Source organism: Streptomyces sp. NPDC000151 (genome assembly GCF_040301705.1).
GTDB lineage: Bacteria > Actinomycetota > Actinomycetes > Streptomycetales > Streptomycetaceae > Streptomyces.
Map to the genome: position 1 here is coordinate 20,445 of NZ_JBEPFC010000036.1, position 22,344 is coordinate 42,788.

A 22,344-nucleotide genomic window follows, 5' to 3' on the forward strand; every position below is an offset into this window, starting at 1 on the left:
CATTGGTCCGAGTGAGGTGCGGAGCGGCCCGGTCCGTTTTCACCGCTCGCCTTCAGGGGCACTCGTGACTCCATGAGAAGCACGGAGGGTACGGGCGACGCGGACACCACCACCGCGCTCACCCTGTACATCAATGGCGAACGCCGGGCACACGTCGTCGACAACCGCACCACGCTGCTCGACCTGCTCCGCGAGGAAGTACGGCTGACCGGCGCCAAGAAGGGCTGCGACCACGGCCAGTGCGGGGCCTGCACGGTCCTGCTGGACGGCCGCCGGGTCAACTCCTGCCTGCTGCTCGCGGTGGCCGCCGACGGCGCGCGGGTGACGACCGTCGAGGGCCTGGCCGAAGGGGACGCGCTCCACCCGCTCCAGGAGGCGTTCATCGCGCACGACGGCTTCCAGTGCGGCTTCTGCACGCCCGGCCAGATCTGCTCCGGCGTCGGCGCGATCGCCGAGGCACAGGCCGGCTGGCCCAGCGCGGTGACGCCCGACGGCGCCCCGGACGGCCCTGTGGAGCTGACCGGCGGCGAGGTACGGGAGCGGATGAGCGGCAACATCTGCCGCTGCGGCGCGTACGTCAACATCATCGACGCGGTCCAGGAGGCGGCCCGGTGAAACCCTTCCGCTACGAGACGGCCACCGACCCCGCGACCGCCGTCGACCTGCTCTCCCGCGCACCCCGCGCGGCCTTCCTCGGCGGCGGCACCAACCTGGTCGACCTGATGAAGCTCGGGGTCGAGGTCCCCGAGATGCTGGTCGACGTGAGCCGGCTGCCGTTCGACGAGATCGAGGAGACCGACGGCGGGGGACTACGGGTGGGCGCCACCGTGCGCAACAGCACCCTCGCCGTGCACACCGCCGTCCGCGCCCGCTATCCGGCGCTCTCCCAGGCCCTGCTGGCCGGCGCCTCGCCCCAGCTGCGCAATCTCGCCACGATCGGCGGCAACCTGCTGCAGCGCACCCGCTGCACGTACTTCCAGGACATCGGCAAGCCCTGCAACAAGCGGCGGCCCGGCTCCGGCTGTCCCGCGCGCAGCGGCATCCACCGCGACCTCGCGGTCCTCGGCGCCTCCCAGCACTGCGTGGCCACCCACCCCTCGGACATGGCGGTGGCCCTGACGGCCCTCGACGCGCAGGTGCACTGCGTCTCCGCCGACGGCGAGCGGACCCTGCCGGTGGCCGACCTGCACCGGCTGCCGGGCGACACCCCCGACCAGGACACCGTCCTGCGGCACGGGGAGCTGATCACCGCCGTGGAGCTGCCCCCGCCGGTGCCCGGCGCCCGCTCGGCGTACCGCAAGGCCCGCGAACGCGCCTCGTACGCCTTCGCGCTCGCCTCGGCCGCCGCCGACCTGCGGGTGAGCGACGGCAAGGTCGAGCACGTACGGCTCGCGTTCGGCGCGCTCGCGGCCAAGCCGTGGCGCGCCCGTGCCGCCGAGGCGGCGCTGCTCGGCCGCCCCGCCACCGAGGAGTCCTTCGGCCGGGCCGTGGACGAGGAACTGGCGGCCGCCGAGCCGCTGCGCGACAACGGCTACAAGATCCCCCTGGCCCGCCGGCTGGCCGTCGCCCTGCTGACGGACCTCGCGGGCACGCACGCGGAGGGTGCGCGATGACGACCTTGCCCCGGACCCTGGGCGCGGACACCGCACGGCTGGAGAGCCGCGAGAAGGTGACCGGCACGGCGCGGTACGCCGCCGATCACGCACACCCCGACGGCCTCTTCGCCTGGGCGGTGCCCGCCACGATCGCCCGCGGCGAGATCACCGCCGTCGACACCGACGCCGCGCTCGCCGACCCCGCCGTCCTCACCGTGCTCACCCACGAGAACGCGCCCCGGCTCGCCGAAGGCGACGACCCCACCCTCGCCGTCCTGCAGTCCCGGCACGTCGCGCACCGCGGCCAGATCGTCGCGCTCGCGGTCGCCACCTCCCTCGAAGCGGCCCGCGCCGCCGCGACCGCGGTACGCCTGGACTACACCTCCGAGCCGCACGACGTCCTCCTCACCCCCGACCACCCGGGCATCTACGCGCCCGAGACCGCCAACGGCGGCCACCCCGCCGACCGGATCCGCGGCGACTTCGACACCGCCTACGCCGAGGCCGCCGTACAGCACGACGCCGTCTACGAGACCCCGCCGCTGCACAACCACCCCATGGAGCCGCACGCCGCCACGGCCTGGTGGGAGGGCGAGCGGAAGCTGTGCCTGCACGATTCCAGCCAGGGCTCGTCGACCGTTCAGCAGATGCTGGCCCAGCTCTTCGCACTGGGCCCCGAGCAGGTGCTCGTCACCAGCGAGCACGTCGGCGGCGGCTTCGGCTCCAAGGGCACCCCGCGCCCGCACGCGGTACTCGCCGCCATGGCGGCCCGCGTCACCGGCCGCCCGGTCACCCTCGCCTTCGCGCGCCAGCAGATGCCCGCCGTCACCGGCCACCGCGCCCCGACCATCCAGCACATCCGCATCGGTGCCGACCGCGACGGCCGCATCCAGGCCCTCGCGCACGAGATCACCACCCAGTCCTCCACGGTCCAGGAGTTCGTCGAGCAGGCCGCGGCGCCCAGCCGGACGATGTACGTCTCGCCGGCCAGCCGCACCACCCACCGGGTGGCCCGGCTGGACGTGCCCACCCCGTCCTGGATGCGCGCGCCCGGCGAGTGCCCCGGCATGTACGCGCTCGAAGCGGCCATGGACGAACTCGCCCTCGCCTGCGACCTGGACCCCATCGAACTGCGGGTACGCAACGAGCCCGACCGCGAGCCGGACTCCGGCCGCCCCTACAGCAGCCGCCACCTCGTGGAGTGCCTGCGCGAGGGCGCCCGCCGCTTCGGGTGGCAGGACCGCGACCCGCGCCCCGCGGCGCGCCGCGACGGCCGGCTGCTGCTCGGCACCGGCGTGGCCGCCTCGACGTACCCGGTGATGGTCGCCCCGTGCCACGCCGAGGCGCACGCCCGCGCCGACGGGCTGATCGACGTCCGCGTGAACGCCACCGACATCGGCACCGGCGCCCGTACTGTCCTCGCGCAGATCGCCGCCGACGCGCTGCGGCTGCCCCTGGACCGGGTCCGTGTCCACGTGGGCTGCAGCGAGCTGCCCGAGGCCCCGGTGGCCGGCGGCTCCTCCGGTACCTCCTCGTGGGGAGCGGCGGTGCACAAGGCGTGCGACGGGCTGCGGCGCGCGCTGGAGGAACACAGCGAAGTACCGGCGACGGGCCTGACGGTCGGCGCCGACACCACGGAGGAGAGCAAGGGCGGCAAGGAGTACGCGCGGCACGCGTACGGCGCCCAGTTCGCCGAGGTACAGGTGGACACCGCGACGGGCGAGACCCGGGTACGGCGGCTGCTCGGCGTCTTCGCCGCGGGCCGCATCCTCAATCCGCGCACCGCCCGCTCGCAGTTCCTCGGCGGCATGACGATGGGCCTCGGCATGGCCCTGACGGAACACAGCACGATGGACCGCGAGTTCGGCGACTACGCGGAACGCGACCTGGCCATGTACCACGTGCCGGTCTGCGCCGACGTGCCGGACATCGACGTGCACTGGATCGAGGAGGAGGACCCGCACCTGAACCCGATGGGCTCCAAGGGCATCGGCGAGATCGGCATCGTCGGCACGGCTGCGGCCGTCACCAACGCCGTCCATCACGCCACGGGCGTACGCATCCGTGCGCTCCCTGTCACCCCCGACGCGCTGCTGCCGCACCTGCCCTGAGCGTACGGGCCGGGTACGGCAGCGGAGGTGACGGTGCGTCAGGTCGTTGGCAGGGCGGCGGCGAAGCGCGTCGCGATCGACGCGGGCGCGGTGATCGCGCCGCCCACGACGACGCCCCACGCGCCCGCGTCGATGGCCGCCCGGGCCTGCTCGGGGGTGTGCAGCCGCCCCTCGGCGAAGACGGGAACGGCCACGCGCCCGGCCAGCTCGGCGACCAACTCCAGGTCGGGGCCCGGCTGCTGACGGCTGTACGGGGTGTAGCCGGACAGGGTCGTGGAGACCACGTCGGCGCCGAGCGCGGCCGCCGCCACACCCTCCTCCACCGTGGAGACATCGGCCATCAGCAGCCCGCCGAGGGCATGCACCGCCTCGACCGTCTCGCGCAGCGGGCAGCCGTCCGGGCGCGGCCGTGAGGTCGCGTCGACGGCGACGATCTCCGCGCCGGCCTCGGCGACGGCCCGCGCGTGCGCCGCGGTCGGCGTGATGTAGACCCCCTGGGCACCGTCCTTCCACAGCCCGATGACCGGCAGGCCGACGACGGACCGGATGGCCCGGATGTCGTCCACGCCCTGCACGCGCACCCCCGCCACCGGCGCCCCCGCGGTCACCGAAGCGGCCATCGCGGCCATGTGTTCCGGCGCGCGCAGCGGGTCGCCGGGCGGGGCCTGGCACGACACGACCAGCCGGCCCCGCAGCCCGTCGAGCAGCTCACGGACACGGGCGGCGGGCATGGTGGTCCGGCTGGGGGCGGGTGAGGTCTCGGTCATGCGGTGTCCTTGTCCTTCGCATCGTTGTCGTGGTCTGCCGACGGTCGGCCCTCCAGCAGCAGGGCAGCCGCGCCGATCACCGCGGCGCGGGGCCCGAGCGCGGCGGGCACGGGCCGTACGCCGGCGGGGCCGGGCAGCAGCTCGGCGGCGAACGCCTCGGTCAGCGGCTGCCAGAACGGGGCGCCGATGGAGGCGACGCCACCGCCGATCACCACCCGCTCCGGGTCCACGGTGTTGACCAGCCCGGCCAGCGCGCGGCCCAGCGCACCCGCGCCCTCGGCGAGGGCGGTACGGGCGGCCTCCGCACCGGTACGAGTCGGGGTGTGGCTCTCCGCCAGCGCCGCGACCGTCCGCAGGTCGTGCACGTCCGCGTCCCCGGTCAGCTCGCGGAACCGCGCGGTGATCGCGGGGCCGGAGGCGACGGCCTCCAGATGTCCCGCACGGCCGCAGTTGCACGGCCGCCCCGCGGCTTCGGGCACCGCGATATGGCCGAACTCGCCCGCCGTCCAGTGCGCACCGCGCAGCAGCCGCCCGCCGGTGACCAGCCCGCCGCCGATGCCGGTGCCCACGCTCACGTACAGCACGGAAGCGCGGCCCGCGCCGGCGCCGTAGGTCTGCTCGGCCAGCGCGAAGACGTTGGCGTCGTTGTCGGCGGCCACCGGCAGCCCGAGGCGGGCGCTCAGCTCCTCGCTCAGGCGGGTGCCCGCCCAGCCGGGGAGCAGTGCGTTGGCCGACAGCACCACGCCCCGGTCGCGGTCGATGACCCCGCCCGTACCGATGCCCAGGCCCTCCGCGCCTTCCCACCCGGGCAGTTCGCGGACGGCCGCCGCGATGGCGTCGAGCACCGCGGCGCGGCCCTGCGCCGCGGGCGTGGGCCGGACGAGCGAGGCCAGCAGTGCGCCGTCCGCGGAGACGACACCGGCGGCGATCTTCGTGCCGCCCACGTCGACGCCGAGCAGCGTACGCGGCGGGGCCCCATGAGCCCGTACGTGTGCCTCCCGCGCGGCCGTCACGGCTGCGCCCTGCGGACGGTGAAGCGGATGTCGTAGCGGTCGGCGCGGTAGATCGTGGTCGTCGCCTCGACCGGGGTGTCACGGCGGTCCAGACCGACCCGCTGCACCCGCAGCCCCGAGCTGCCCAGCGGGACGCCGAGCAGGGCCGACTCGGTGTCGTCGAGGTCGACGGCCCGGATGATCTGGTCGGCGGAGCGGATGTCCAGCCCGTACCGCTCGTTGAGCAGCGCGTAGAGCGAACCCGTCAGGTCCTCCTCGACGAGCCCGGGGACGCGGTCCGCCGGAAAGTGGACGTTCTCCAGGCACATGGGAGAGCCGTCGGCGAGCCGCAGCCGGGAGACGCGGACGACGTCGGAGTCCGGCGCCACGCCGAGCCGCTCGGCGAGCTGCCGGCCGGCCCGTACCGTCCCGGCCGCCAGCAGCCGCGAGGCCGGTTCGAGGTTCCGCTCGGCCATGTCCTCGGAGAACGAGGTGAGGGTGAGCGACTTGGAGACGACGGGGGGAGCGACGAACGTGCCCGCGCCCTGCACCCGGTAGACACTGCCCGCCGCCTCCAGCGCGTCCAGCGCCTGCCGGACGGTGTTGCGCGAGACGCCGTGGCGTGTGGCGATCTCCCGCTCCGTGGGCAGCGGTGTGTGCGGGGGAGCCCCGGCCATCTCGGCCAGCAGCGCCAGCCGCAGTTCCTCGTGCTTGGCCTGTCGGGCCACGCTTCACCATCCCCACTCGGAGTCCGATAGGTACCCATCATAGGTACCAACCAATAGAGAAAATAACACGGCGTCTCTTGTGCTGCGCCCTTGTCACTGTCAAATTGGTACCGTCCAATCGCAACGGAAAAACGGAAAAGGGGTACGTGATGGCGGCAGCCGCTACCACCGTGGTGCCGAGAGACGCCGGTCTGCGGCCGGTGATCGGCGTGGCCCTGGTCGCCGCGCTCGGCGGCCTGCTGTTCGGCTACGACACCGGCGTCATATCCGGTGCCCTGCTCACGATCGAGTCGGACTTCCAGCTCTCCGCCTTCGGCTCCGGCGTCGTGGTGAGCGCGATCCTGGTCGGCGCCATGGCCGGTGCGGCGGCCGCGGGCAACCTCGCCGACCGGTACGGCCGCCGCCCGGTCCTCGTCGCCGCGGCGGGCGTCTTCACGCTCGGCGCCGCCATGGCAGCGCTCGCGCCGTCCGCCGCGCTGCTGACCGCCGCCCGCCTCGTCCTCGGCCTGGGCATCGGTACGGCCTCCAACCTCGTCCCGGTCTTCATCGCCGAGGTCGCGCCGCCCCGGTACCGCGGCCGGCTGGTCGGCCTGAACCAGCTGATGATCACCCTCGGCATCGTCCTCGCCTACCTGGCCAACTACGGCCTGGAGCACGCCACCCACAGCTGGCGCTGGATGTTCGGACTCGCCGCCGTGCCCGCGCTGCTCTTCGGCGCCGGGATGCTGCTGATGCCCGAATCCCCGCGCTGGCTGGCGCTGGGCGGCCGTACCGAGCGGGCCCGGGCCGTCCTCGTACGGCTCCGCGGTCCGGGCGACCCGGCGGCGGTGGACGCGGAGCTCGCCGAGATGGCCGCGCGGCCGGAGGGCCGGACGGAGGCGGCGCCCCGCAGGGGACGGTGGCGGGCGCTGGCCGGCCGCTCCGTACGCCCGGCCATCGTCGCGGGCGTCGGCCTGCAGATCCTCGGCCAGGCGTCCGGCGTCAACACCGTCATCTACTACGCGCCGAAGATCTTCGAGAGCAGCGGCCTCGGCTCGTCCTCGGCCATCCTCGCCACCGTCGGCGTGGGCCTGGTCAATCTGCTGATGACGCCGGTCGGGATGTTCGCCGTGGACCGCATCGGCCGCAAGAAGCTGCTGGCGACCGGCGCCTCCGTCATGACCGTCGCCCTTGCCGGACTGGCGGTCACGCTCGCGGCCGGCGGCCAGGGCTCCTCGTCCGGCGGCCAGGGCTCCCCGTTCGCCTGGCTCGCCGTCGCGTTCGTGGTCCTCTTCATCGCCGCGGTGGCCACCACGCTCAACGTGGTCGTCTTCATCATCCCGTCGGAGCTCTACCCGCAGCGCATCCGCGGCACGGCCATGAGCGCCACCATGTTCTCGAACTGGACCATGAACTTCCTGGTCTCGCTCACCTTCCTCACCATGCTCGACGCCCTCGGCGGCGCCGCCACGTTCACGGCGTACGCGGTGGTGTGCGCGCTGCTGACGCTGTTCACCGTGCGCTGCATCCCCGAGACCCGCGGCAAGTCCCTGGAGCAGATCGAACGCGAACTCACCCGCGCGTAGCGGCTCGCTCGGCCTCCACCTGCTCCAGCGGCTTGCCCGCCGTGTTCGGCATGAACATCCCGAGGACGCCGCAGATGAGGAGCGCTCCGGTGAGGAAGGCGGCGACCGGGGTGATGCCGGTCTTGGCGAGCGCGGGGACGAAGAAGGACCAGACGCCGAGGACGACCCGCGCCATGCCGAAGGAGATGCCCTGCGCGGTGCCGCGCAGCATCGTCGGGAAGACCTCCTGGCTGATGGTCTTGTAGACGCTCTCGCCCGCCATGGCCTGGCCGACGCCGAAGAGCACCACATTGAAGACGATCACGGGCAGCGTGAAGGGCAGGACCAGGAACACCCCGTACGCGCAGATCTGCATCACCGATCCGACGGCCCACATGATCTTGCGGTGCCGGTGGCCGCGGTCGGCGTAGCGCATGTAGACCGCGACCGTACCGACGATCACCAGCGCGAAGCTGGCGCACGAGAGTGCCACGCTGGTGGCCTGACTGCCCGCGCCCAGGGTCTGGACCATGTACGGGGTGAAGATGCCGTTCGTGCCGGCCGCCAGGTTCCAGAAGAGGTAGATGCCGCCGGTGAACAGCAGCGCCCGCAGATGGGCGCCGCGCAGCAGTTCGCGGACCTTGGGACGGGCCGCGGCACCGGCCTTCGCCGCGGTCCGCCAGACCGCCGACTCGACCATGCCGCGGCGCAGCGCGTACGTCACCAGCGACACCACGAACAGGTGCAGGAAGACGATGCGGATGCCGAGCAGACCGAGGTCAGACAGGGCCCAGGCCACCAGCAGTACGACCACCGGGCCGAGACTCCAGGTCACCTGGGTCAGCCCGAGCAGCTTGCCGCGCGCCTTGGCCGGGGAGAACTCGCCGACCAGCGCGAGCGAGGTGGGCACGTCCGCGCCGACGGCCAGGCCTACGAAGAACGTGCCGGCGAACAGCATCAGCGGGTTGACCGCGAAGGCGATGAGCAGAATGGCCGCCGCGTACACGAGCAGGTCGTACTGGTAGATTCGCTTGCGGCCGAGTTTGTCGCCCAGCCGCCCGCCGATGAAGGCGCCGATCGCCGCGCCGATGGCGTTGGGGCCGATGGCCGTCAGCGCGCCGAGGCCGCTCTCGGAGAGTCCGAAGCGGTCCTGGAAGAGGGCGAGGCCGGAACTGAGCGCGACGATCGACCCGGCGTCGAGATAGGACGCCATGCCGGCCAGCCCGGTCCACTTCCACTGCTGCCGCGAGACGGCGCCGTCCTCGGCCGCCCCGTCAGCGGCGGACTGCGTGCTCTGCACGGATGTCACCTGGACTCCTTCGCCCTCGCATGTGCATTGAAACGACTCAAACAATGAATGTGAGAGCTCGACGGGTCAATAGGTGGTGCAGATTTTCTGCTTTGAAACCTTTCATTCACCGCGTCCGATCGACGCGTCCGGTCGACCACCCGGGGCGGGCGACCCGGTGCGCCTCCGGGGTGCTCGTCGGGGCGTGCTTCGAGTTGCGCTTCGAGGTGCGCTTCGGAGGTGTCCGGCATGTCGAACGCGGCGCCATCGGGCGCGGCCTCGCGAACTGCTCGTCCCGAGGGGCGCATTGCGCCGCTGACCTGCGAAAAAGAGGTCCTCGTAGGGGTGTTGGGGGCGGCCGGAATCGACTAAAATAGAAGCAGTGTTCGAGGGAGCTCACGGGGGGTCCGGGGCTCTCGACCACGACAGGAGGGACCCTGTGACGGCTGCCGTAATGTCTTCGACGCGCCCGCTGTTCGACCTGCCGTACGCCCCGCTCGCGAAGAGGCCGCTGCCGCCAGGCCGGCCGCGCGAGTGGTACATCGCTCACAACCGCCGGCTCAAGGCCATGCGTCTGGCCATCGCCCTGCTCGACTCCGGTGTGCACACGCCGGACCGGGCGCCTAACCGACTCATCCGTGACACCGCCGCGCTCGTCGGCATCCACCGCCCGTCCGACACCACCTGCCACATGGTCCGCACTCTGATGCGTTACACCCGCTGACGCGACCGCCGATGCGGAGGGGCGGGCCGGTCTTCCGGCCCGCCCCGTCGTCGTATCGGGGGCCGTATCGGGGGCGGGTCAATTGGGGTGGGGGAGAAGGCCCAGTTCGCGGGCGCGGCGGACCGCGGCGGTGCGGCGGCTCACAGAGAGCTTGCGGTAGACGCTCTTCAGGTGCGTTTTGACGGTGTTGACCGACAGCTGGAGTTCGGCGGCGATCTCGTCCGTGGCCATCGTGCGCGCCAGTTGGGCCAGTACGTCGAGTTCGCGCCTGCTGAGCGCCACGGCCGGCTGCCGGGCGGTGCCGTCGTCGCCTGCCGGGGACGCACCATTGCGCGTCGGGGACGCCCCGTTGTGGGCCGGGGACGGGGGCGCACCGTTGTGGGCCGGGCCGGTCCAGGCGCGGACCATCTGGAGCGCGGCGTGCGAGGGTTCCGTGGGCGAGCAGGCGGGCAGCGGGGGCCGCTGCGCGATCGCGGCGAGTTCGGCGGCGGCGCGGAACCGCCCGCGTAACGCTTCCAGGAGGGCGAGTTCGACGAGGCAGTCCCGGCGCAGCGCCCCGTTTCCCGCGGCACCGGCCGCCCTGAGCCCTGCCGTCAGCGCGCTCTCCGCCGCCGACAGCCGCCCGCGCCGCAGCTCGGCACCGCCGCGGACCAGCTGGATCAGCGCGCGCAGTTCGGGGCGGTCCGCCAGGGCCTCGCGGGGGAGGAGGGCGAAGAGGCGCTGTGCCTCGGCCGCCGCGTCCGGCGCCGCCGCCGGGTCCCGGGTGCGCTCCAATTGCGTACGGATCACCGCGTGCGTGAGGCGGAGCCGGGTCCGGACGGCGTGGTCGGCGGACGTCGCCGGTCCGGCGAGCAGGCGCTCCGCTTGCGTCAGGGCCGTGGCGCAGGCCGTCGCGTCACCGTGCGACAGCGCGCTCGCCGCGGCGACGAGTGCCGTTTCGGGGCTGCCGTCGGCCGGGGCGGCGGCTGCGGTGGTGAGTGCGGCTGCGGCGTGCGGCAGCCGGGTCGCCGTCAGGCCCAGTACCTGGCCTATCGCCAGCTGGTGGACGATCAGCCGGTGCGCGTACGGCCGGTCGTCCGCGGCGAGTGCGTGGCGTACCGCCTCGGAGAGCGGGCCGTTGTCGCTCAGCCAGGCCGCTGCCCGGCGGTGCAGTTCGGCGACCTGCCCCGGGCGTTCCTCGAGCAGCCGGCGGCGCAGCGCCTCGCCGGTCATGCGGTGGTACCGGTACCAGCCGTGCCCACACGCTTCGAGGGACGCGTGCGCGCCGGCCACGGTGGCGAAGTGCCGGCCCGCCCGGTCGCCCGCCACCGCGGCGGCCAGCGCCGCGTTCACCCGGTCCAGAATGCTCGTCGCCAGGAGCAGGCCGCGCACTTCGGACGGCTGCCCGTCCAGTAACTCCTCGACGAGGTAGCCGACGACCGCGTCGTCCGTGCCGCTGAACCCTGTCGCGTACCGCTCCGGATCGGGCTGCCGCGCCAGGGCCAGGGCGGCGAGCCGCAGCCCCGCCGCCCAGCCCTCCGTGCGCTTGCGCAGCGACGCCACGGCGGGGCGGGGGAGTGCGACGCCGTGGAGCGCGAGCAGCGCCGCCGTCTCCCGGTCGTCGAAGGCCAGCGCGCCGGTGCGGAGTTCGGCGAGGTCGCCGGCGAGGCGGTGCCGGTGGAGGTGCAGCGGCGGGTCCCCGCGCGCCGCCACCACCAGCCGCAGCGCCCGGCCGGAGTGCGTGAGCAGGTACGACACCCCGGCGGCGCACGGCGAACCGGCACCCGGCCGGAAACCGTCCAGCACCAGCACCACCGGCTCGCGCCGGGCCCTGAGCGCCTCGGCGAGCCGGGCGGCCGTCGCGAGGCCGCCGCACGCGGAACCGGGCCGTGCGGGAGCGGGCCGTGCGGGGCCGGACGGACGCCACGCCGAACCAGGCCACGGACTTCCGTCCGGTACCGCGTCCCCGTCCCGTACCGCAACGCCCGCCGCCCCCAACGCCCCTGTCACCCGCGCCCAGAAGAGGCCCGGCGGCTCCGGGGCGTCATCACACGTCACGCGGGCCACGGGGCCCGGTGCGGTGCCCGCGTGCGCCCACTGCGTCAGAAGGGCCGACTTGCCGGCTCCCGGCGGGCCGATCAGCACGGTCAGTGGTCCGAGTACACCGGCGGAGAGCCGTTCCACCAGCCGGGGCCGGGGGACGAGCCGGGTGTCCGGGGACTCGCCCATCGCCGGCCCCTCGCTTCGCGGTGTCGCTCTCGGAGCGGATGCGTCCGACGAGTGCCGACGAGTGTGCCGTCCTTTCCTGCGCGTGGCAGCCCGCGCCGACGCATCTCACTCCGGGAGCCGTACCGCCTTCCTCAACCGGCCGGGTGCCGCCCGGTCACTTTGGTGAGTCGGTCAGGTCCCCTGGAGGGCGGAGATCAGTTCCTCCTCACGGTCCTTGGTGAGCGAGGTACGGATGACGGTGGGGTTGAACGGGCGCAGCGCCTCCCGCACCCGGTCCGGCGTGGACCGCCGTACGAGGGCGAACACCGCGGCGCGCCCGGGTTCCAGCGTCCCGGCCACGTCCTTGATGAACTTGTCGTTCACGCCGACGTCGGTGAGCTTGCCGATGGCCGCGCCCGAGGCGGCGCCGACGGCCGCGCCGAAGACGGGCATCAGGAACAGCATCCCGAACAGCGTTCCCCACAGGGCGCCGCTGGCCGCCCCGGCGGCGGTGGTGTGGTACGTCTGCTCCACATGGATCTTGCCGTCCTGCGTCCGCCACGCCAGCGCGGCGTCCTCCAGGTCGAGCAGCTCCTGGCGGGAGAGTTCCTTGCCGAGCCGCATGACGGCCTCGGCCTTCTCCTTGTCGGAAAAACCGAGTACGACGAGATCGGTCATCGCAGCCTCCTACGGAACGGATCCGGCGTCCCATTGAGCCGCCGCGCGCGCCGGTCCGCGTCACCCGGAACGGGTGAAGTACGCCCGGGCCGGCCCGCCCGGTGCCGTCACGGAAGGTGTTGGTCCGGCAGGTGCCGGTCCGGCGGTCCGCGCTGCCCGTGCCAGTCGTGGACGACGACGCTGGCCACCACGAGGTCCTGGAGCGACCTGCCGTGCCGGCTGACCGGTATCCAGAGCAGGCCCCACGGGAAGGCGACGCACAGCGCCGCCCGCAGCAGGGCGCGGCCGGCGCCGAGCGGCCGTCCCGACCGCGCGGCCACCCGCAGCCCCATCAGCCGGGCCCCGGCCGTACGGCCGGCCGTCAGCCAGCTTCCCGCGAGATAGCCGACCGCGAGGGCGGCACCGCACGCGGTACTGGCCCGGGGCGGCAGGTCGGGGATCGCGAACGGCGGTCCCGTGACCATGAAGCGCACGGCCCCCGCGGCCAGCAGCGCGGCGAGCCCGATGCCGAGTACGGCGAACGTGTCGACGAGCGCGGCGGCGGTACGGGACACAAGTCCCGCCGCCCGCCCCTGCATCCGGAACGGGTCGTACTGCCGCCCGGACTCGGTCACGGCGGCGCGTCGCCCTTCGCGGGCGGGCCCGGCCCTGGGAGCTCCGGTGGGGTGCCGTCGCCGCCCCTGCGCAGCAGCCGGCCGGCGGCGCGGTTCACCAAGCGGTCGGCACGGATGGCCTGGACGCGGAACGCGTCGACGGTCTCCTCGGCCATCCCGCCGCCGGTCTCCCGCACGACCCGGCCCACGTCGATCTCCTGGAGCACCTGCTCGGTGAGTGCTACCAGGTCGATCTCCCGGAGCACCTGCTGGGTGAGTCCGACCAGGTCGATCCGCGCCACTATCGCGTCGATGTCGACCCGGTCGGCGATCCTGCGGACATCGACCCGGTCCGCCACGGCATCGGGATCCACCCGGGCCACGACGGCGTCGACATCCACCCGGGCCACCACCGCGTCGAGGTCCACCCGAGCTACCACCGCGTCCAGGTCCAGCTGCTCGAGCACGGGGCTCAGCACCGTACGGACCACTGCCCGGACCGTCGTACGGAGCGTCACCCGGACCGTCGTACGGGCCAACTCCTGGACACTTTCCGCCACTTGTGCCACACCCGCCGGTACGAGCCACCGTGCCGCGGCCCGGCCCCAGGTGACGGCCCAGCCGCCGGTGTGTTCCTTCACACCGGCATCGCAGCACACCCGGCAGGGCCCGGCCTCCTCCGTAACGGGTGAACGGACCCGGGGCCGGAAACCGCGCTCTCAGTTCCGGTACACGTCCACGATCCGGTCGATCACCGCGGCGGTCGTGCGCAGTTCGTCCTCCGAGAAGCCGTCCAGCGCGTCGGCGAGCCACTGCCGCCCCGTCGCCTCGGCGCGCAGTACGACGTCCCGGCCCTGTTCGGTGATCCCGGCCCGGCGCACCCGCTGGTCGCCGGGCTCGGGCGCGGTCGTGACGAGGCCCTGGTCCTCCAGGCGCCGGACCTCCCGGGTGACGTGAGGGGCCTTGACCATCAGGGCCTCCGCCAGCTCGCCCAGGCGCAAGGGGGAGGGGGCCGTCGCGAGCGCGCGCAGGAGGGCGAGGGATCCGCGGTCGACGGCCACACCCGACTCCGAACGGAGCCGCTTGTGCGTGCGGTTTCCGGCCATTACGTAGGCGAGTCCGGAGAGGGACGCGTACAGGTCGCTCATCGGGGCCCGGTCGGGGGATTCGGTGTGGTCCACGCCCCGATCATGTCGTACGGACGGGATGGATGGACCCGGCGGGACGCCCGGGGGCGGGTTGGCGGAAAACGTGCCCATTGCATGGACCGGGTGGAAGTACGGGATTCCCGCGCGGTGATCTCGGTGTTACCGTCGGCAGCACGTAGTTACTTTTGTTAAGTAAGGCGCGGGCGAGGGCTGCCTGAAGGAGGTCGGTACCTGCCCAGGAAAGCGTCAAGCGCCAACCCCGTTCCGCCGTTTCCCAAGGGAGAAGCCGTGCGCATCACCATCGACGAGGACAAGTGCTGCGGTGCCGGACAGTGTGTGCTGGTCGCGCCCGAGGTGTTCGACCAGCGTGACGAGGACGGCGTGGTGGTCCTGCTGGACGCCGAGCCGCCGGAGCGGCAGCGCGCGGCCGTCACGGAGGCGGCGCAGATCTGCCCCGCGGCGGCCATCACCCTCGCCTGATCCACCGTCAGCAGCGACCGCCGACCTCTCGTCCCCATCGGCTCCTGAACCGACCCGTCGTCACCATCCGCTCCTGCCCCGCCCCACCGTGGAAGGACAACGATGACCCAGGCCCCCGAAGCGCCCGCCTTCACCACGCAACGCGCCACCGGCTGCCCCTTCGACCCGCCGCCCGCGTCCCAAGAGCTGCGCGCGCAGGCCCCGGTGACCCGTGTGTCGCTGTGGAACGGGTCGACGGCATGGCTGGTGACCCGGCACGAGGACCAGGTCGCGGTGTTGCGCGACCCCCGTATCAGCGCGGACAACGAGCGCCCCGGCTACCCCAGCCTCAGCGCCGCCGCAGCGGCCACCCGCGCCGACAACCGCACGTTCATCACGATGGACGAGCCCGAACACAACGCCCAGCGGCGCCGGTTCACCGGCGACTTCACCATCAAGCGCACGCAGGCACTGCGCCCCCGCATCGAGCGCATCATCACCGACCTGCTCGACGCCATGGAACAGGCGGGCCCGCCGGCCGACCTGGTCACCGCGTTCGCGCTGCCGCTGCCGTCGCTGGTGATCTGCGAACTGCTCGGCGTGCCGTACGAGGACCACGGCTTCTTCCAGCGCGCCAGCGCCGTACTCATCGACACCCGCAGCGACCCCGAGGCCGCCCTCGCCGCGTCCCGGGAACTGACCGACTACCTCGGGAAGCTCGTCGAGTCCAAGGCCGCGAATCCCGGCGACGACCTCCTCAGCCGCCTGGCCACCCAGTACCTGAACACCGGCGAGAGCACGGTCGACGAGTGTGCCAAGCAGGCCCGGCTGCTGTTGGTCGCGGGGCACGAGACGACCGCCAACATGATCGCGCTCGGTACGTGTGCCCTGCTCCAGCACCCCGACCAGCTGGCCGCGGTCCGGGACGGCGACCCGCGGCGCGTGGCGAACGCCGTCGAGGAGCTGCTGCGGTACCTGACGATCACGCACATGGGGCGGCGCCGCGTCGCCGTCGCGGACATCGAGGTCGGCGGGCAGCTCATCCGGGCGGGCGAGGCGTTGATCTGCGCGGGCGACCTGGCCAACCGGGACCCGGAGGTCTTCGCCGACCCCGACCGCCTGGACGTGGACCGGTCGGCCCGCGCGCACCTGGCGTTCGGCTCGGGCCCGCACCAGTGCCTGGGCCAGAACCTCGCCCGTATCGAGCTGCAGCTCGCCTATCCGGCGCTGCTGCGGCGGTTCCCGGGCCTCCGGCTGGACCGGCCGCTGGAAGAGGTGCCGTTCCGTACGGACATGGCCGTCTACGGCGTGCACGAGCTGCCCGTCAGCTGGTGAAACGGCGCTGCCGGTCAGCCGGTGAACGGCTGACCGGTCCCGCGCCATACGGCCTCGTGCTCAGCCGACCGGCAGCCGGCTGCTGATCTTGTGCGTCTTGCGGGCCGTGCGGGCGCGCAGCGCCGCCTCGCGGCGGGCCTGTTGTGCCGCGTGCCGGCCCTGCCAGGCGAGGGACGGCTTGCCGTGGGTGTCCGCCGAGGCGATGAGCAGCCCGCCGAGCATGGAGAGGTTCTTGAGGAACTGGATGCGCTCCTGGGTGCGCGTCTGTTCGTCCTCCGCCTCCCAGAACCGGTGCCCGGCGAGGGTCGTGGGCACCAGCGTGGCCGCGATGGCCAGCGCGGACGCCCGTGGGAAGCGGCCGATCGCCAGCAGGGAGCCGGCCACCAGCTGGACGCCGCCGCTGATCCGGACGAGCTGCTCGGTCTGTTCCGGCAGGCCGGGGATGCGCTGGGCGATCGGCTGGGCAACCGGCTCGGCGGCCGGGACCAGGGGCTCGGGGTTACGCAGGGTCTGGAAGCCCTGGATGACGTAGGTCGAGGCCAGCATGGGCCGGGCGAGAAGTCGCAGTACAAGCATGGCCCACGAGTGCCCCTTCGGGCCGGACCTCATCCCTCGCTTTCGCCCGCGCCCCTCGGATGGGGCAACCACCGCTCCGGCCGCCCTTCACTCTCCGCCCGGCACCGTCTTTACTTCAGTCGTGACCTACGAGATCCGCGCCCTCCCCGCCGACGACGCCGGCCCGCCCACCGGACCGTCCCCGGAGGACCGGGCCCCCCGCCTGATCGACAAGCTGCTGCCCGCCCCCGTGATCACGGCCGAGGCCTTCCACGACGCCCCCGTGTCGGAGATGTTCCCCGAGGAACGGGCCCTGGTGGCCGACGCGGTACCGAAGCGGCAGCAGGAATTCGGTACGGTGCGCGGCTGCGCCCGCGACGCGCTCGCCCGCCTGGGCTTCGCCCCCGCGCCCCTGCTGCCGGGGCCCGACCGCGCGCCGCGCTGGCCGGCCGGCGTCGTCGGGGCGCTCACCCACTGCACCGGCTACCGCGCTGCCGCGGTCGCTCGCGCCACGGACGTGCTGACCCTGGGCCTGGACGCGGAGCCGCACGAGCCGGTGGCCGATCCGGGCGTACTGGAGCTGGTCACCCTCCCCGAGGAGCGGGCCCAACTGGCCGGGCTGGCCGAGCTGATGCCCGAGGTCTGCTGGGACCGGCTGATCTTCAGCGCGAAGGAGAGCGTCTACAAAGCCTGGTACCCGCTCGCCCGCCGCTGGCTCGGTTTCGAGGACGCGCACCTCACCCTCGACCCGACGGACGCCACCTTCACCGCCCGCCTCCTCGTCCCCGGGCCGGTCGTCCGGGGCCGGGAGCTCACCGGCTTCAGCGGCCGGTGGCTGATCGGATCGGGGCTGGTGACGACGGCCGTCGTGCTGCCTGCCTGACGCCGTACGGCAGCGGATGCGGGGCGGCGTGCGTGGGCGCAGCCTGGTAGGGGACCCAAAAGGGAGCATACGGGTCACGAAGTCACGGAACCGCAGGTCACAGGAGTGACTATCGGTACGTTTGCGTTTCGATCGGAGCGGGGCGTACGCTCGAAAGAGCCTAAGAGTACGAAACAGTTTCGATCCGTTGTTCGGGGTGGGCATGTCCGTCACCACGCCGCCGTCCGCCGCCCCCGCGCCGCGTCACGGCGAAGGGGCAGCGCGGCGGACGCGGCTCTCGCCGGAGCGCGAGAGCGAGTTGTACGCCGCGGTCCTGGACCTGGTGCGCGAGGTCGGGTACGAGAACCTCACCCTGGACGCCGTCGCCGCCCGCTCCCGGTGCAGCAAGGCCACGCTGTACCGCCGCTGGCACGGGAAACCCCGGCTGGTGTGCGCCGCGCTGCGCCATCTGCGGCCGTTCTCGCTGGAGGACCTGGACACCGGTTCGCTCCGCGGTGACGTGCACGAGCTCGCCCGGCGGATCGGGGACGCCAAGAAGGACATCGACCTGATGCGCGGCATCACGCACGCCGTGCACAGGGATCCGGAGCTGGCCGAGGCCATGCACACGGCCCTGATCGAACCCGAACTGGAGGTGATGCAGGCGATGCTCGACCGGGCGGTCGCCCGCGGCGAGGTCGACCCCGGCTGCCCGGCGATCCCCTTCTTCCCGCACGCACTGTCCGGCGCCGTCTTCGCGCGCCCGATGATCGAGCAACGCCCCGCGGACGCCGCGTACCTCACGCGCTACCTGGACGCCGTGCTGCTTCCCGCCCTGCTGCGGACCTGAGAGCCCGTGACACAGGCTCTGCCGCCCGCGCGCGACGCCGGGCGGCACGCACGAGAACCATCCCCGAGGACCCCGGAAGAGGAGCACCGGGCCCCGGAAGATCCGAAGGACTCCGTATGACCTCCACCCGTGTCGATGCAGGCGCCGACGCCGGGCAGCCGGCCGAGGCGCCGTCCGGCGGCCGGGCGACGGGGCACACCCCCCACCGCTGGTGGGTGCTGGCCGTCATCGGCCTCGCCCAGCTGATGGTGGTGCTGGACGCCACCATCGTGAACATCGCCCTCCCGTCCGCCCAGCGCGACCTGGGCTTCAACAACGACGGCCGGCAGTGGGTCGTCACCGCCTACTCCCTCGCCTTCGGCTCCCTGCTGCTGCTCGGCGGGCGGCTCGCCGACCTCTTCGGACGGAAGACGACGCTGCTGATCGGTCTGGTCGGCTTCGCCGGGTCCTCGGCACTGGCCGGTGCGGCCAACGGCTTCTCGATGCTGGTCGTCGGCCGGGCGCTGCAAGGCCTGTTCGGCGCGCTGCTGGCGCCGTCCGCGCTGTCCCTGCTCACGACGACGTTCACCGACGCCAAGGAGCGCGCCAAGGCGTTCGGCATCTTCGGTGCGATCGCCGGTTCCGGCGGCGCCATCGGACTGCTGCTCGGCGGCGTACTGACCGAGCACCTGGACTGGCGCTGGACCCTGTACGTCAACCTCGCCATCGCCGTCGTGGCGGTCATCGGCGCGCTGATCTTCGTCCGCCGCCCCGCGCCCAGCGCACGGCCCCGGCTCGACCTCTTCGGCACGCTGCTCGTGGCGGCCGGGCTCTTCGGCATCGTCTTCGGCTTCTCCAACGCCGAGACGCACGCCTGGAGCCACTGGATGTGCTGGGCCTTCCTCGCGGCCGGGGGCGTGCTGCTCCTCGCCTTCTTCCTGTGGGAGACGCGCGCCGGGCACCCGCTGCTGCCGCTGCGCGTGCTGCGTGACCGCAACCGCGCTGCGTCCTTCATATCCGTGTTCGTCTCCGGCTCCGGCATGTTCGGGGTCTTCCTCTTCCTGACGTACTACCTGCAGCAGACCCTGGAGTACACGCCGGTCAAGACCGGCCTCGCCTTCCTGCCCATGGTCGGCATGCTGATGGTGATGGCACAGCTGTCGATGAACATCCTCGTGCCCAAGATCGGCCCCAAGCCGATCGTGCCGCTGGGCATGTTGTTCGCCGGGGCCGGCATGGTCTGGCTGACCCGGCTGGACCTGGACAGCACGTATGCCGCGCACGTCCTGCCGCCGCTGCTGGTGATGGGCTTCGGCCTCGGCATGGTCATGCCGCCCGCGATGAGCCTGGCCACGCTGGGCGTCGCGCCCAGCGACCAGGGCGTCGCCTCGGCGACGGTCAACACGATGCAGCAGGTCGGCGGCTCGATCGGCACCGCGCTGTTCAACACGATGGCCGCCAGCGCCGTCACCGACTACCTCGCGGACCGCAAGCCGACCAGGCTGAACCAGGCCGAAGCCGCCCTGCACAGCTATGACGTCGCGTACTGGTGGGCCGCCGCCTTCTTCGCCGCCGGCCTGGTCATCACGGCGCTGCTGTACCGCAGGGGCAAGGCCGTCGCCGACCACGGCCCCGCCGTGCCGGTGGAGCCGGAGCACCACGAACACCACGGTCATGGCCACGGCCGGCACGGCGCCGCGCACGACACGGCCGAGCTTCCCGTGGCCGACGCGGCCACGGCGACGCCCGAGGCGGAGCCGACCCCCGTGACCGCCGCGGTCGCGACGCCGGACGGTCCCTCCGTGCACGGCCGGGTGCTGGACGCGGTCGGCGCGCCCGTGCCGGCGGCCGCCGTCACGCTGATCGACTCCCACGGCAGCCAGCTCGGCCGCGCCACGGCAGCGGCGGACGGCCGGTACGCCATGGCCACCCCGGCCGCCGGCAGCTACGTACTCGTCGGTGCGGCCGCCGGGCACCAGCCGCGCGTGGCCACCCTGGCCATCGGCGCCGAGCCGGTCGCCTTCGACCTGATGCTCGCCGGGACCGGCGGCCTGGAGGGCACGGTGCGGACCGGCTCGACGCCGGTGCCCAGCGCCCTGGTCGTGGCCACCGACGAGCGCGGTGACGTGATCGAATCGTCCTCCTCCGGCGAGGACGGCGGCTACCGCCTGGCCTCGCTCGTGCCGGGCGTGTACACCCTGACGGCGAGCGCGGCGGGTTTCCAGCCGTACGCGAGCATCGTCGAGGTCTCCGGCGGCGTGCCGACCCGTCAGGACGCGGTACTGCAGCCCGCGGCCACCCTCAGCGGCACGGTGCACAACGGCGCCGGTACGCCGCTGGGCGAGGCCCGCGTCTCGCTGCTGGACCCGGCGGGCAACGTGGTGGCGGTCCGCACGACGGGCCCGGACGGCGCGTACGCCTTCACGGACCTGGTGGGCGGCGAGTACACGGTCGTGGCCAGCGGCTATCCGCCGGCGGCCACCCCGCTGACGGTGACCGAGCAGGGCGAGGACGGCTTCGACATCATCCTCTCCCACGGGGACTGACCCCCAGGGACTGACCACAGGGTCCTTCGGAACTGCCTTCGACGGGCACAGACGGGCACAGGGGAGGGCATCGGCGCGCTGCCGGTGTCCTCCCCTTCGCCGTACGGGCGTTGGGCGTTGGACGCTGGACGCGGTCCGGCTACCGGGTTAGGTTGCCGTAGGCAACTATTAACTCCATGGCGTGTCCGGTGAGAGGCGAGGAATCGTGACAGCAGTCGTGCAGGGCATCTGTGCCCCCGGTTTCGAGAACGTCCGCGAGGAGTTCGCGCGCAACTTCGCCGAGCGCGGCGAGGTCGGCGCCGCGCTCGCGGTGACCGTCGACGGAGAGTTCGTCGTGGACCTGTGGGGCGGGCACGCCGACGCCGCCCACAGCCGCCCGTGGGAGCGGGACAGCCTGGTCAACGTCTACTCCACCGGCAAGGGCATGACCGCGCTCTGCGCCCATCTGCTCGTCGACCGCGGGGAGTTGGACCTCGACGCGCCCGTCTCCCGTTACTGGCCGGAGTTCGCCCAGGAGGGCAAGGGCGACATACCGGTGCGCTGGCTGCTCTCCCACCGCGCCGGCCTCATCGCGCCGCGCGAGCGTCTGGCCCCGGGGGACGTCTACGACTGGGAGAAGACCTGCGCCGTGCTGGCCGCCACCGAACCGTGGTGGGAGCCCGGCACCGCCCAGGGCTATCACGCCGTCAGCTTCGGTTTCCTGGTCGGCGAGCTCGTCCGCCGTATCACCGGCACCTCGCTCGGCACCTTCCTGCGCACCGAGATCACCGAACCGCTCGGCGCCGACCTGTACATCGGCACTCCCGAAGCCGAGCACGCCCGCTGCGCCGAGATGATCGGGCCCGAGGGGGGCGGCACCCTGCGTGCGATGTTCCCCGGGATGCCCGAGGGGCCGATCCGGTCGCTGGACGCGCATCCTCTGGCGGGCCTGGCCGTGGCCATGGGGCATCTGCCCCTCGGGGACGTGAACAGCGCCCCGTGCCGCAGTGCCGAGATCCCCGCGGCCAACGGCAACGCCACCGCGCGCGGCCTGGCCACGGTCTACCGCGCCCTCGCCAACGGCGAGCTGGTCGGCGCCGGCACGCTGGCGGCGATGCGCGCGCGGCAGAGCCGCGGCGACGAGATCGACCTGGTGCTCAGCGCGGCGGCCCCGGAGCGGCTGCCGTTCGCCTGGGCGGCCGGGTACATGCTCAACGGCTTCGGCTTCCTCGGCCCCAACCCCGGCACGTTCGGCCACGGCGGCGCGGGCGGCTCGCTGGCCTTCGCCGACCCCGAGAACCGGCTGTCCTACGCGTACACGATGAACAAGTTCGGCGGCAGCACGACCGGCGGCGATGTCCGCAACCTCAAGCTGGTCGAAGCGGTGTACGCGGCCCCGGCGCTCGGCGAGCGCGGGGAGTGAC

The 22,344-nt window shown here is 73.2% G+C and carries 21 protein-coding genes; 11 read left to right on the forward strand and 10 right to left on the reverse strand.

The window, feature by feature from the left end:
* Positions 1-72: 72 nt before the first annotated feature.
* The 3 genes from ABT381_RS13505 to ABT381_RS13515 are packed head-to-tail and all read left to right on the forward strand — an operon-like array spanning position 73 to position 3,706.
* A complete protein-coding gene (locus tag ABT381_RS13505) occupies positions 73-615 on the forward strand; it encodes a 2Fe-2S iron-sulfur cluster-binding protein (RefSeq protein ID WP_351592430.1) in 543 nt (180 codons plus the stop codon).
* Complete coding sequence (locus ABT381_RS13510; protein ID WP_467754642.1) at positions 612-1,613, forward strand: FAD binding domain-containing protein; 1,002 nt, start codon at positions 612-614, stop codon at positions 1,611-1,613. Before ABT381_RS13505 ends, ABT381_RS13510 begins: the two co-directional genes overlap by 4 nt.
* Positions 1,610-3,706 carry a xanthine dehydrogenase family protein molybdopterin-binding subunit gene (locus tag ABT381_RS13515; protein ID WP_351592432.1) on the forward strand — a complete coding sequence of 699 codons (2,097 nt, stop codon included), beginning with the start codon at positions 1,610-1,612 and terminating at the stop codon, positions 3,704-3,706. The genes ABT381_RS13510 and ABT381_RS13515 overlap by 4 nt, the downstream gene beginning before the upstream one ends.
* 38 nt (positions 3,707-3,744) lie before the next feature.
* Here the strand turns inward: ABT381_RS13515 and ABT381_RS13520 are convergent, their stop codons facing one another.
* The 3 genes from ABT381_RS13520 to ABT381_RS13530 are packed head-to-tail and all read right to left on the reverse strand — an operon-like array spanning position 3,745 to position 6,193.
* Entirely contained in the window at positions 3,745-4,473 is a 729-nt protein-coding gene (locus tag ABT381_RS13520; RefSeq protein ID WP_351592435.1) for an N-acetylmannosamine-6-phosphate 2-epimerase, read from the reverse strand.
* Positions 4,470-5,486, reverse strand: a complete 1,017-nt coding sequence (locus ABT381_RS13525) for an ROK family protein (RefSeq protein WP_351592438.1) — start codon at positions 5,484-5,486, stop codon at positions 4,470-4,472. The genes ABT381_RS13520 and ABT381_RS13525 overlap by 4 nt, the downstream gene beginning before the upstream one ends.
* A complete protein-coding gene (locus tag ABT381_RS13530; RefSeq protein ID WP_351592441.1) occupies positions 5,483-6,193 on the reverse strand; it encodes a GntR family transcriptional regulator in 711 nt (236 codons plus the stop codon). The genes ABT381_RS13525 and ABT381_RS13530 overlap by 4 nt, the downstream gene beginning before the upstream one ends.
* Positions 6,194-6,342: 149 nt before the next feature.
* On the opposite strand from ABT381_RS13530, the gene ABT381_RS13535 reads away from it, so the two are divergent.
* Positions 6,343-7,758 (forward strand): sugar porter family MFS transporter, encoded by a 1,416-nt coding sequence (locus tag ABT381_RS13535; RefSeq protein ID WP_351592444.1) that lies wholly within the window; start codon positions 6,343-6,345, stop codon positions 7,756-7,758.
* Here the strand turns inward: ABT381_RS13535 and ABT381_RS13540 are convergent.
* The gene (locus ABT381_RS13540) at positions 7,745-9,046 is read right to left on the reverse strand and encodes an MFS transporter (protein WP_351592447.1); all 1,302 of its coding nucleotides are present in this window, start codon (positions 9,044-9,046) and stop codon (positions 7,745-7,747) included. The two genes, ABT381_RS13535 and ABT381_RS13540, sit on opposite strands and share 14 nt — an antisense overlap.
* Positions 9,047-9,479: 433 nt before the next feature.
* Between ABT381_RS13540 and ABT381_RS13545 the strand changes: the two genes are divergently transcribed.
* Positions 9,480-9,749, forward strand: a complete 270-nt coding sequence (locus ABT381_RS13545) for a hypothetical protein (RefSeq protein WP_351592450.1) — start codon at positions 9,480-9,482, stop codon at positions 9,747-9,749.
* A gap of 78 nt (positions 9,750-9,827) precedes the next feature.
* Here ABT381_RS13545 and ABT381_RS13550 read toward each other — a convergent pair whose 3' ends face one another.
* The 5 genes from ABT381_RS13550 to ABT381_RS13570 form a co-directional block, all read right to left on the reverse strand.
* Positions 9,828-11,957, reverse strand: coding sequence for a winged helix-turn-helix domain-containing protein (locus tag ABT381_RS13550; protein WP_351592453.1), 2,130 nt, complete (start codon positions 11,955-11,957; stop codon positions 9,828-9,830).
* 171 nt (positions 11,958-12,128) lie between these two features.
* Positions 12,129-12,614 (reverse strand): DUF1269 domain-containing protein, encoded by a 486-nt coding sequence (locus ABT381_RS13555; protein WP_351592456.1) that lies wholly within the window; start codon positions 12,612-12,614, stop codon positions 12,129-12,131.
* Positions 12,615-12,721: 107 nt separating this feature from the next.
* Positions 12,722-13,228: an RDD family protein gene (locus ABT381_RS13560; protein ID WP_351592459.1), complete on the reverse strand. Its 507-nt coding sequence runs from the start codon at positions 13,226-13,228 to the stop codon at positions 12,722-12,724.
* Positions 13,225-13,848 (reverse strand): hypothetical protein, encoded by a 624-nt coding sequence (locus tag ABT381_RS13565; protein WP_351592462.1) that lies wholly within the window; start codon positions 13,846-13,848, stop codon positions 13,225-13,227. The genes ABT381_RS13560 and ABT381_RS13565 overlap by 4 nt, the downstream gene beginning before the upstream one ends.
* A 78-nt stretch (positions 13,849-13,926) precedes the next feature.
* A complete protein-coding gene (locus ABT381_RS13570) occupies positions 13,927-14,388 on the reverse strand; it encodes a MarR family winged helix-turn-helix transcriptional regulator (protein WP_351592465.1) in 462 nt (153 codons plus the stop codon).
* A 255-nt stretch (positions 14,389-14,643) separates the two neighbouring features.
* Between ABT381_RS13570 and ABT381_RS13575 the strand changes: the two genes are divergently transcribed.
* Together ABT381_RS13575 and ABT381_RS13580 are read left to right on the forward strand one after the other, a co-directional pair.
* Positions 14,644-14,835: a ferredoxin gene (locus ABT381_RS13575; protein ID WP_351592468.1), complete on the forward strand. Its 192-nt coding sequence runs from the start codon at positions 14,644-14,646 to the stop codon at positions 14,833-14,835.
* Between the two features lie 102 nt (positions 14,836-14,937).
* A complete protein-coding gene (locus ABT381_RS13580) occupies positions 14,938-16,149 on the forward strand; it encodes a cytochrome P450 (RefSeq protein ID WP_351592471.1) in 1,212 nt (403 codons plus the stop codon).
* A 60-nt stretch (positions 16,150-16,209) separates the two neighbouring features.
* Here the strand turns inward: ABT381_RS13580 and ABT381_RS13585 are convergent, their stop codons facing one another.
* Positions 16,210-16,725: a DoxX family protein gene (locus ABT381_RS13585; RefSeq protein WP_351592474.1), complete on the reverse strand. Its 516-nt coding sequence runs from the start codon at positions 16,723-16,725 to the stop codon at positions 16,210-16,212.
* Between the two features lie 202 nt (positions 16,726-16,927).
* Here ABT381_RS13585 and ABT381_RS13590 point away from each other — a divergent pair, with 202 nt between their 5' ends.
* The 4 genes from ABT381_RS13590 to ABT381_RS13605 all read left to right on the forward strand — a co-directional run bounded on the left by ABT381_RS13590 (position 16,928) and on the right by ABT381_RS13605 (position 22,343).
* Positions 16,928-17,587: a 4'-phosphopantetheinyl transferase family protein gene (locus ABT381_RS13590; RefSeq protein ID WP_351592497.1), complete on the forward strand. Its 660-nt coding sequence runs from the start codon at positions 16,928-16,930 to the stop codon at positions 17,585-17,587.
* Positions 17,588-17,789: 202 nt separating this feature from the next.
* On the forward strand, positions 17,790-18,416 hold the full coding sequence (locus ABT381_RS13595; protein WP_351592477.1) for a TetR/AcrR family transcriptional regulator: 627 nt from the start codon (positions 17,790-17,792) through the stop codon (positions 18,414-18,416).
* 116 nt (positions 18,417-18,532) lie between these two features.
* Entirely contained in the window at positions 18,533-20,941 is a 2,409-nt protein-coding gene (locus tag ABT381_RS13600) for a DHA2 family efflux MFS transporter permease subunit (protein WP_351592480.1), read from the forward strand.
* A 202-nt stretch (positions 20,942-21,143) separates the two neighbouring features.
* The gene (locus ABT381_RS13605; RefSeq protein WP_351592500.1) at positions 21,144-22,343 is read left to right on the forward strand and encodes a serine hydrolase domain-containing protein; all 1,200 of its coding nucleotides are present in this window, start codon (positions 21,144-21,146) and stop codon (positions 22,341-22,343) included.
* Position 22,344: the final 1 nt, after the last annotated feature.

Bases quoted from the DNA above. Each gene is read 5' to 3' on its own strand.
- ABT381_RS13555 (WP_351592456.1), bottom strand. From the start codon at position 12,614: ATGACCGATCTCGTCGTACTCGGTTTTTCCGACAAGGAGAAGGCCGAG.
- ABT381_RS13515 (WP_351592432.1), top strand. From the start codon at position 1,610: ATGACGACCTTGCCCCGGACCCTGGGCGCGGACACCGCACGGCTGGAG.
- ABT381_RS13520 (WP_351592435.1), bottom strand. From the start codon at position 4,473: ATGACCGAGACCTCACCCGCCCCCAGCCGGACCACCATGCCCGCCGCC.
- ABT381_RS13535 (WP_351592444.1), top strand. From the start codon at position 6,343: ATGGCGGCAGCCGCTACCACCGTGGTGCCGAGAGACGCCGGTCTGCGG.
- ABT381_RS13550 (WP_351592453.1), bottom strand. From the start codon at position 11,957: ATGGGCGAGTCCCCGGACACCCGGCTCGTCCCCCGGCCCCGGCTGGTG.
- ABT381_RS13545 (WP_351592450.1), top strand. From the start codon at position 9,480: ATGTCTTCGACGCGCCCGCTGTTCGACCTGCCGTACGCCCCGCTCGCG.
- ABT381_RS13600 (WP_351592480.1), top strand. From the start codon at position 18,533: ATGACCTCCACCCGTGTCGATGCAGGCGCCGACGCCGGGCAGCCGGCC.
- ABT381_RS13595 (WP_351592477.1), top strand. From the start codon at position 17,790: ATGTCCGTCACCACGCCGCCGTCCGCCGCCCCCGCGCCGCGTCACGGC.
- ABT381_RS13505 (WP_351592430.1), top strand. From the start codon at position 73: ATGAGAAGCACGGAGGGTACGGGCGACGCGGACACCACCACCGCGCTC.
- ABT381_RS13585 (WP_351592474.1), bottom strand. From the start codon at position 16,725: ATGCTTGTACTGCGACTTCTCGCCCGGCCCATGCTGGCCTCGACCTAC.
- ABT381_RS13580 (WP_351592471.1), top strand. From the start codon at position 14,938: ATGACCCAGGCCCCCGAAGCGCCCGCCTTCACCACGCAACGCGCCACC.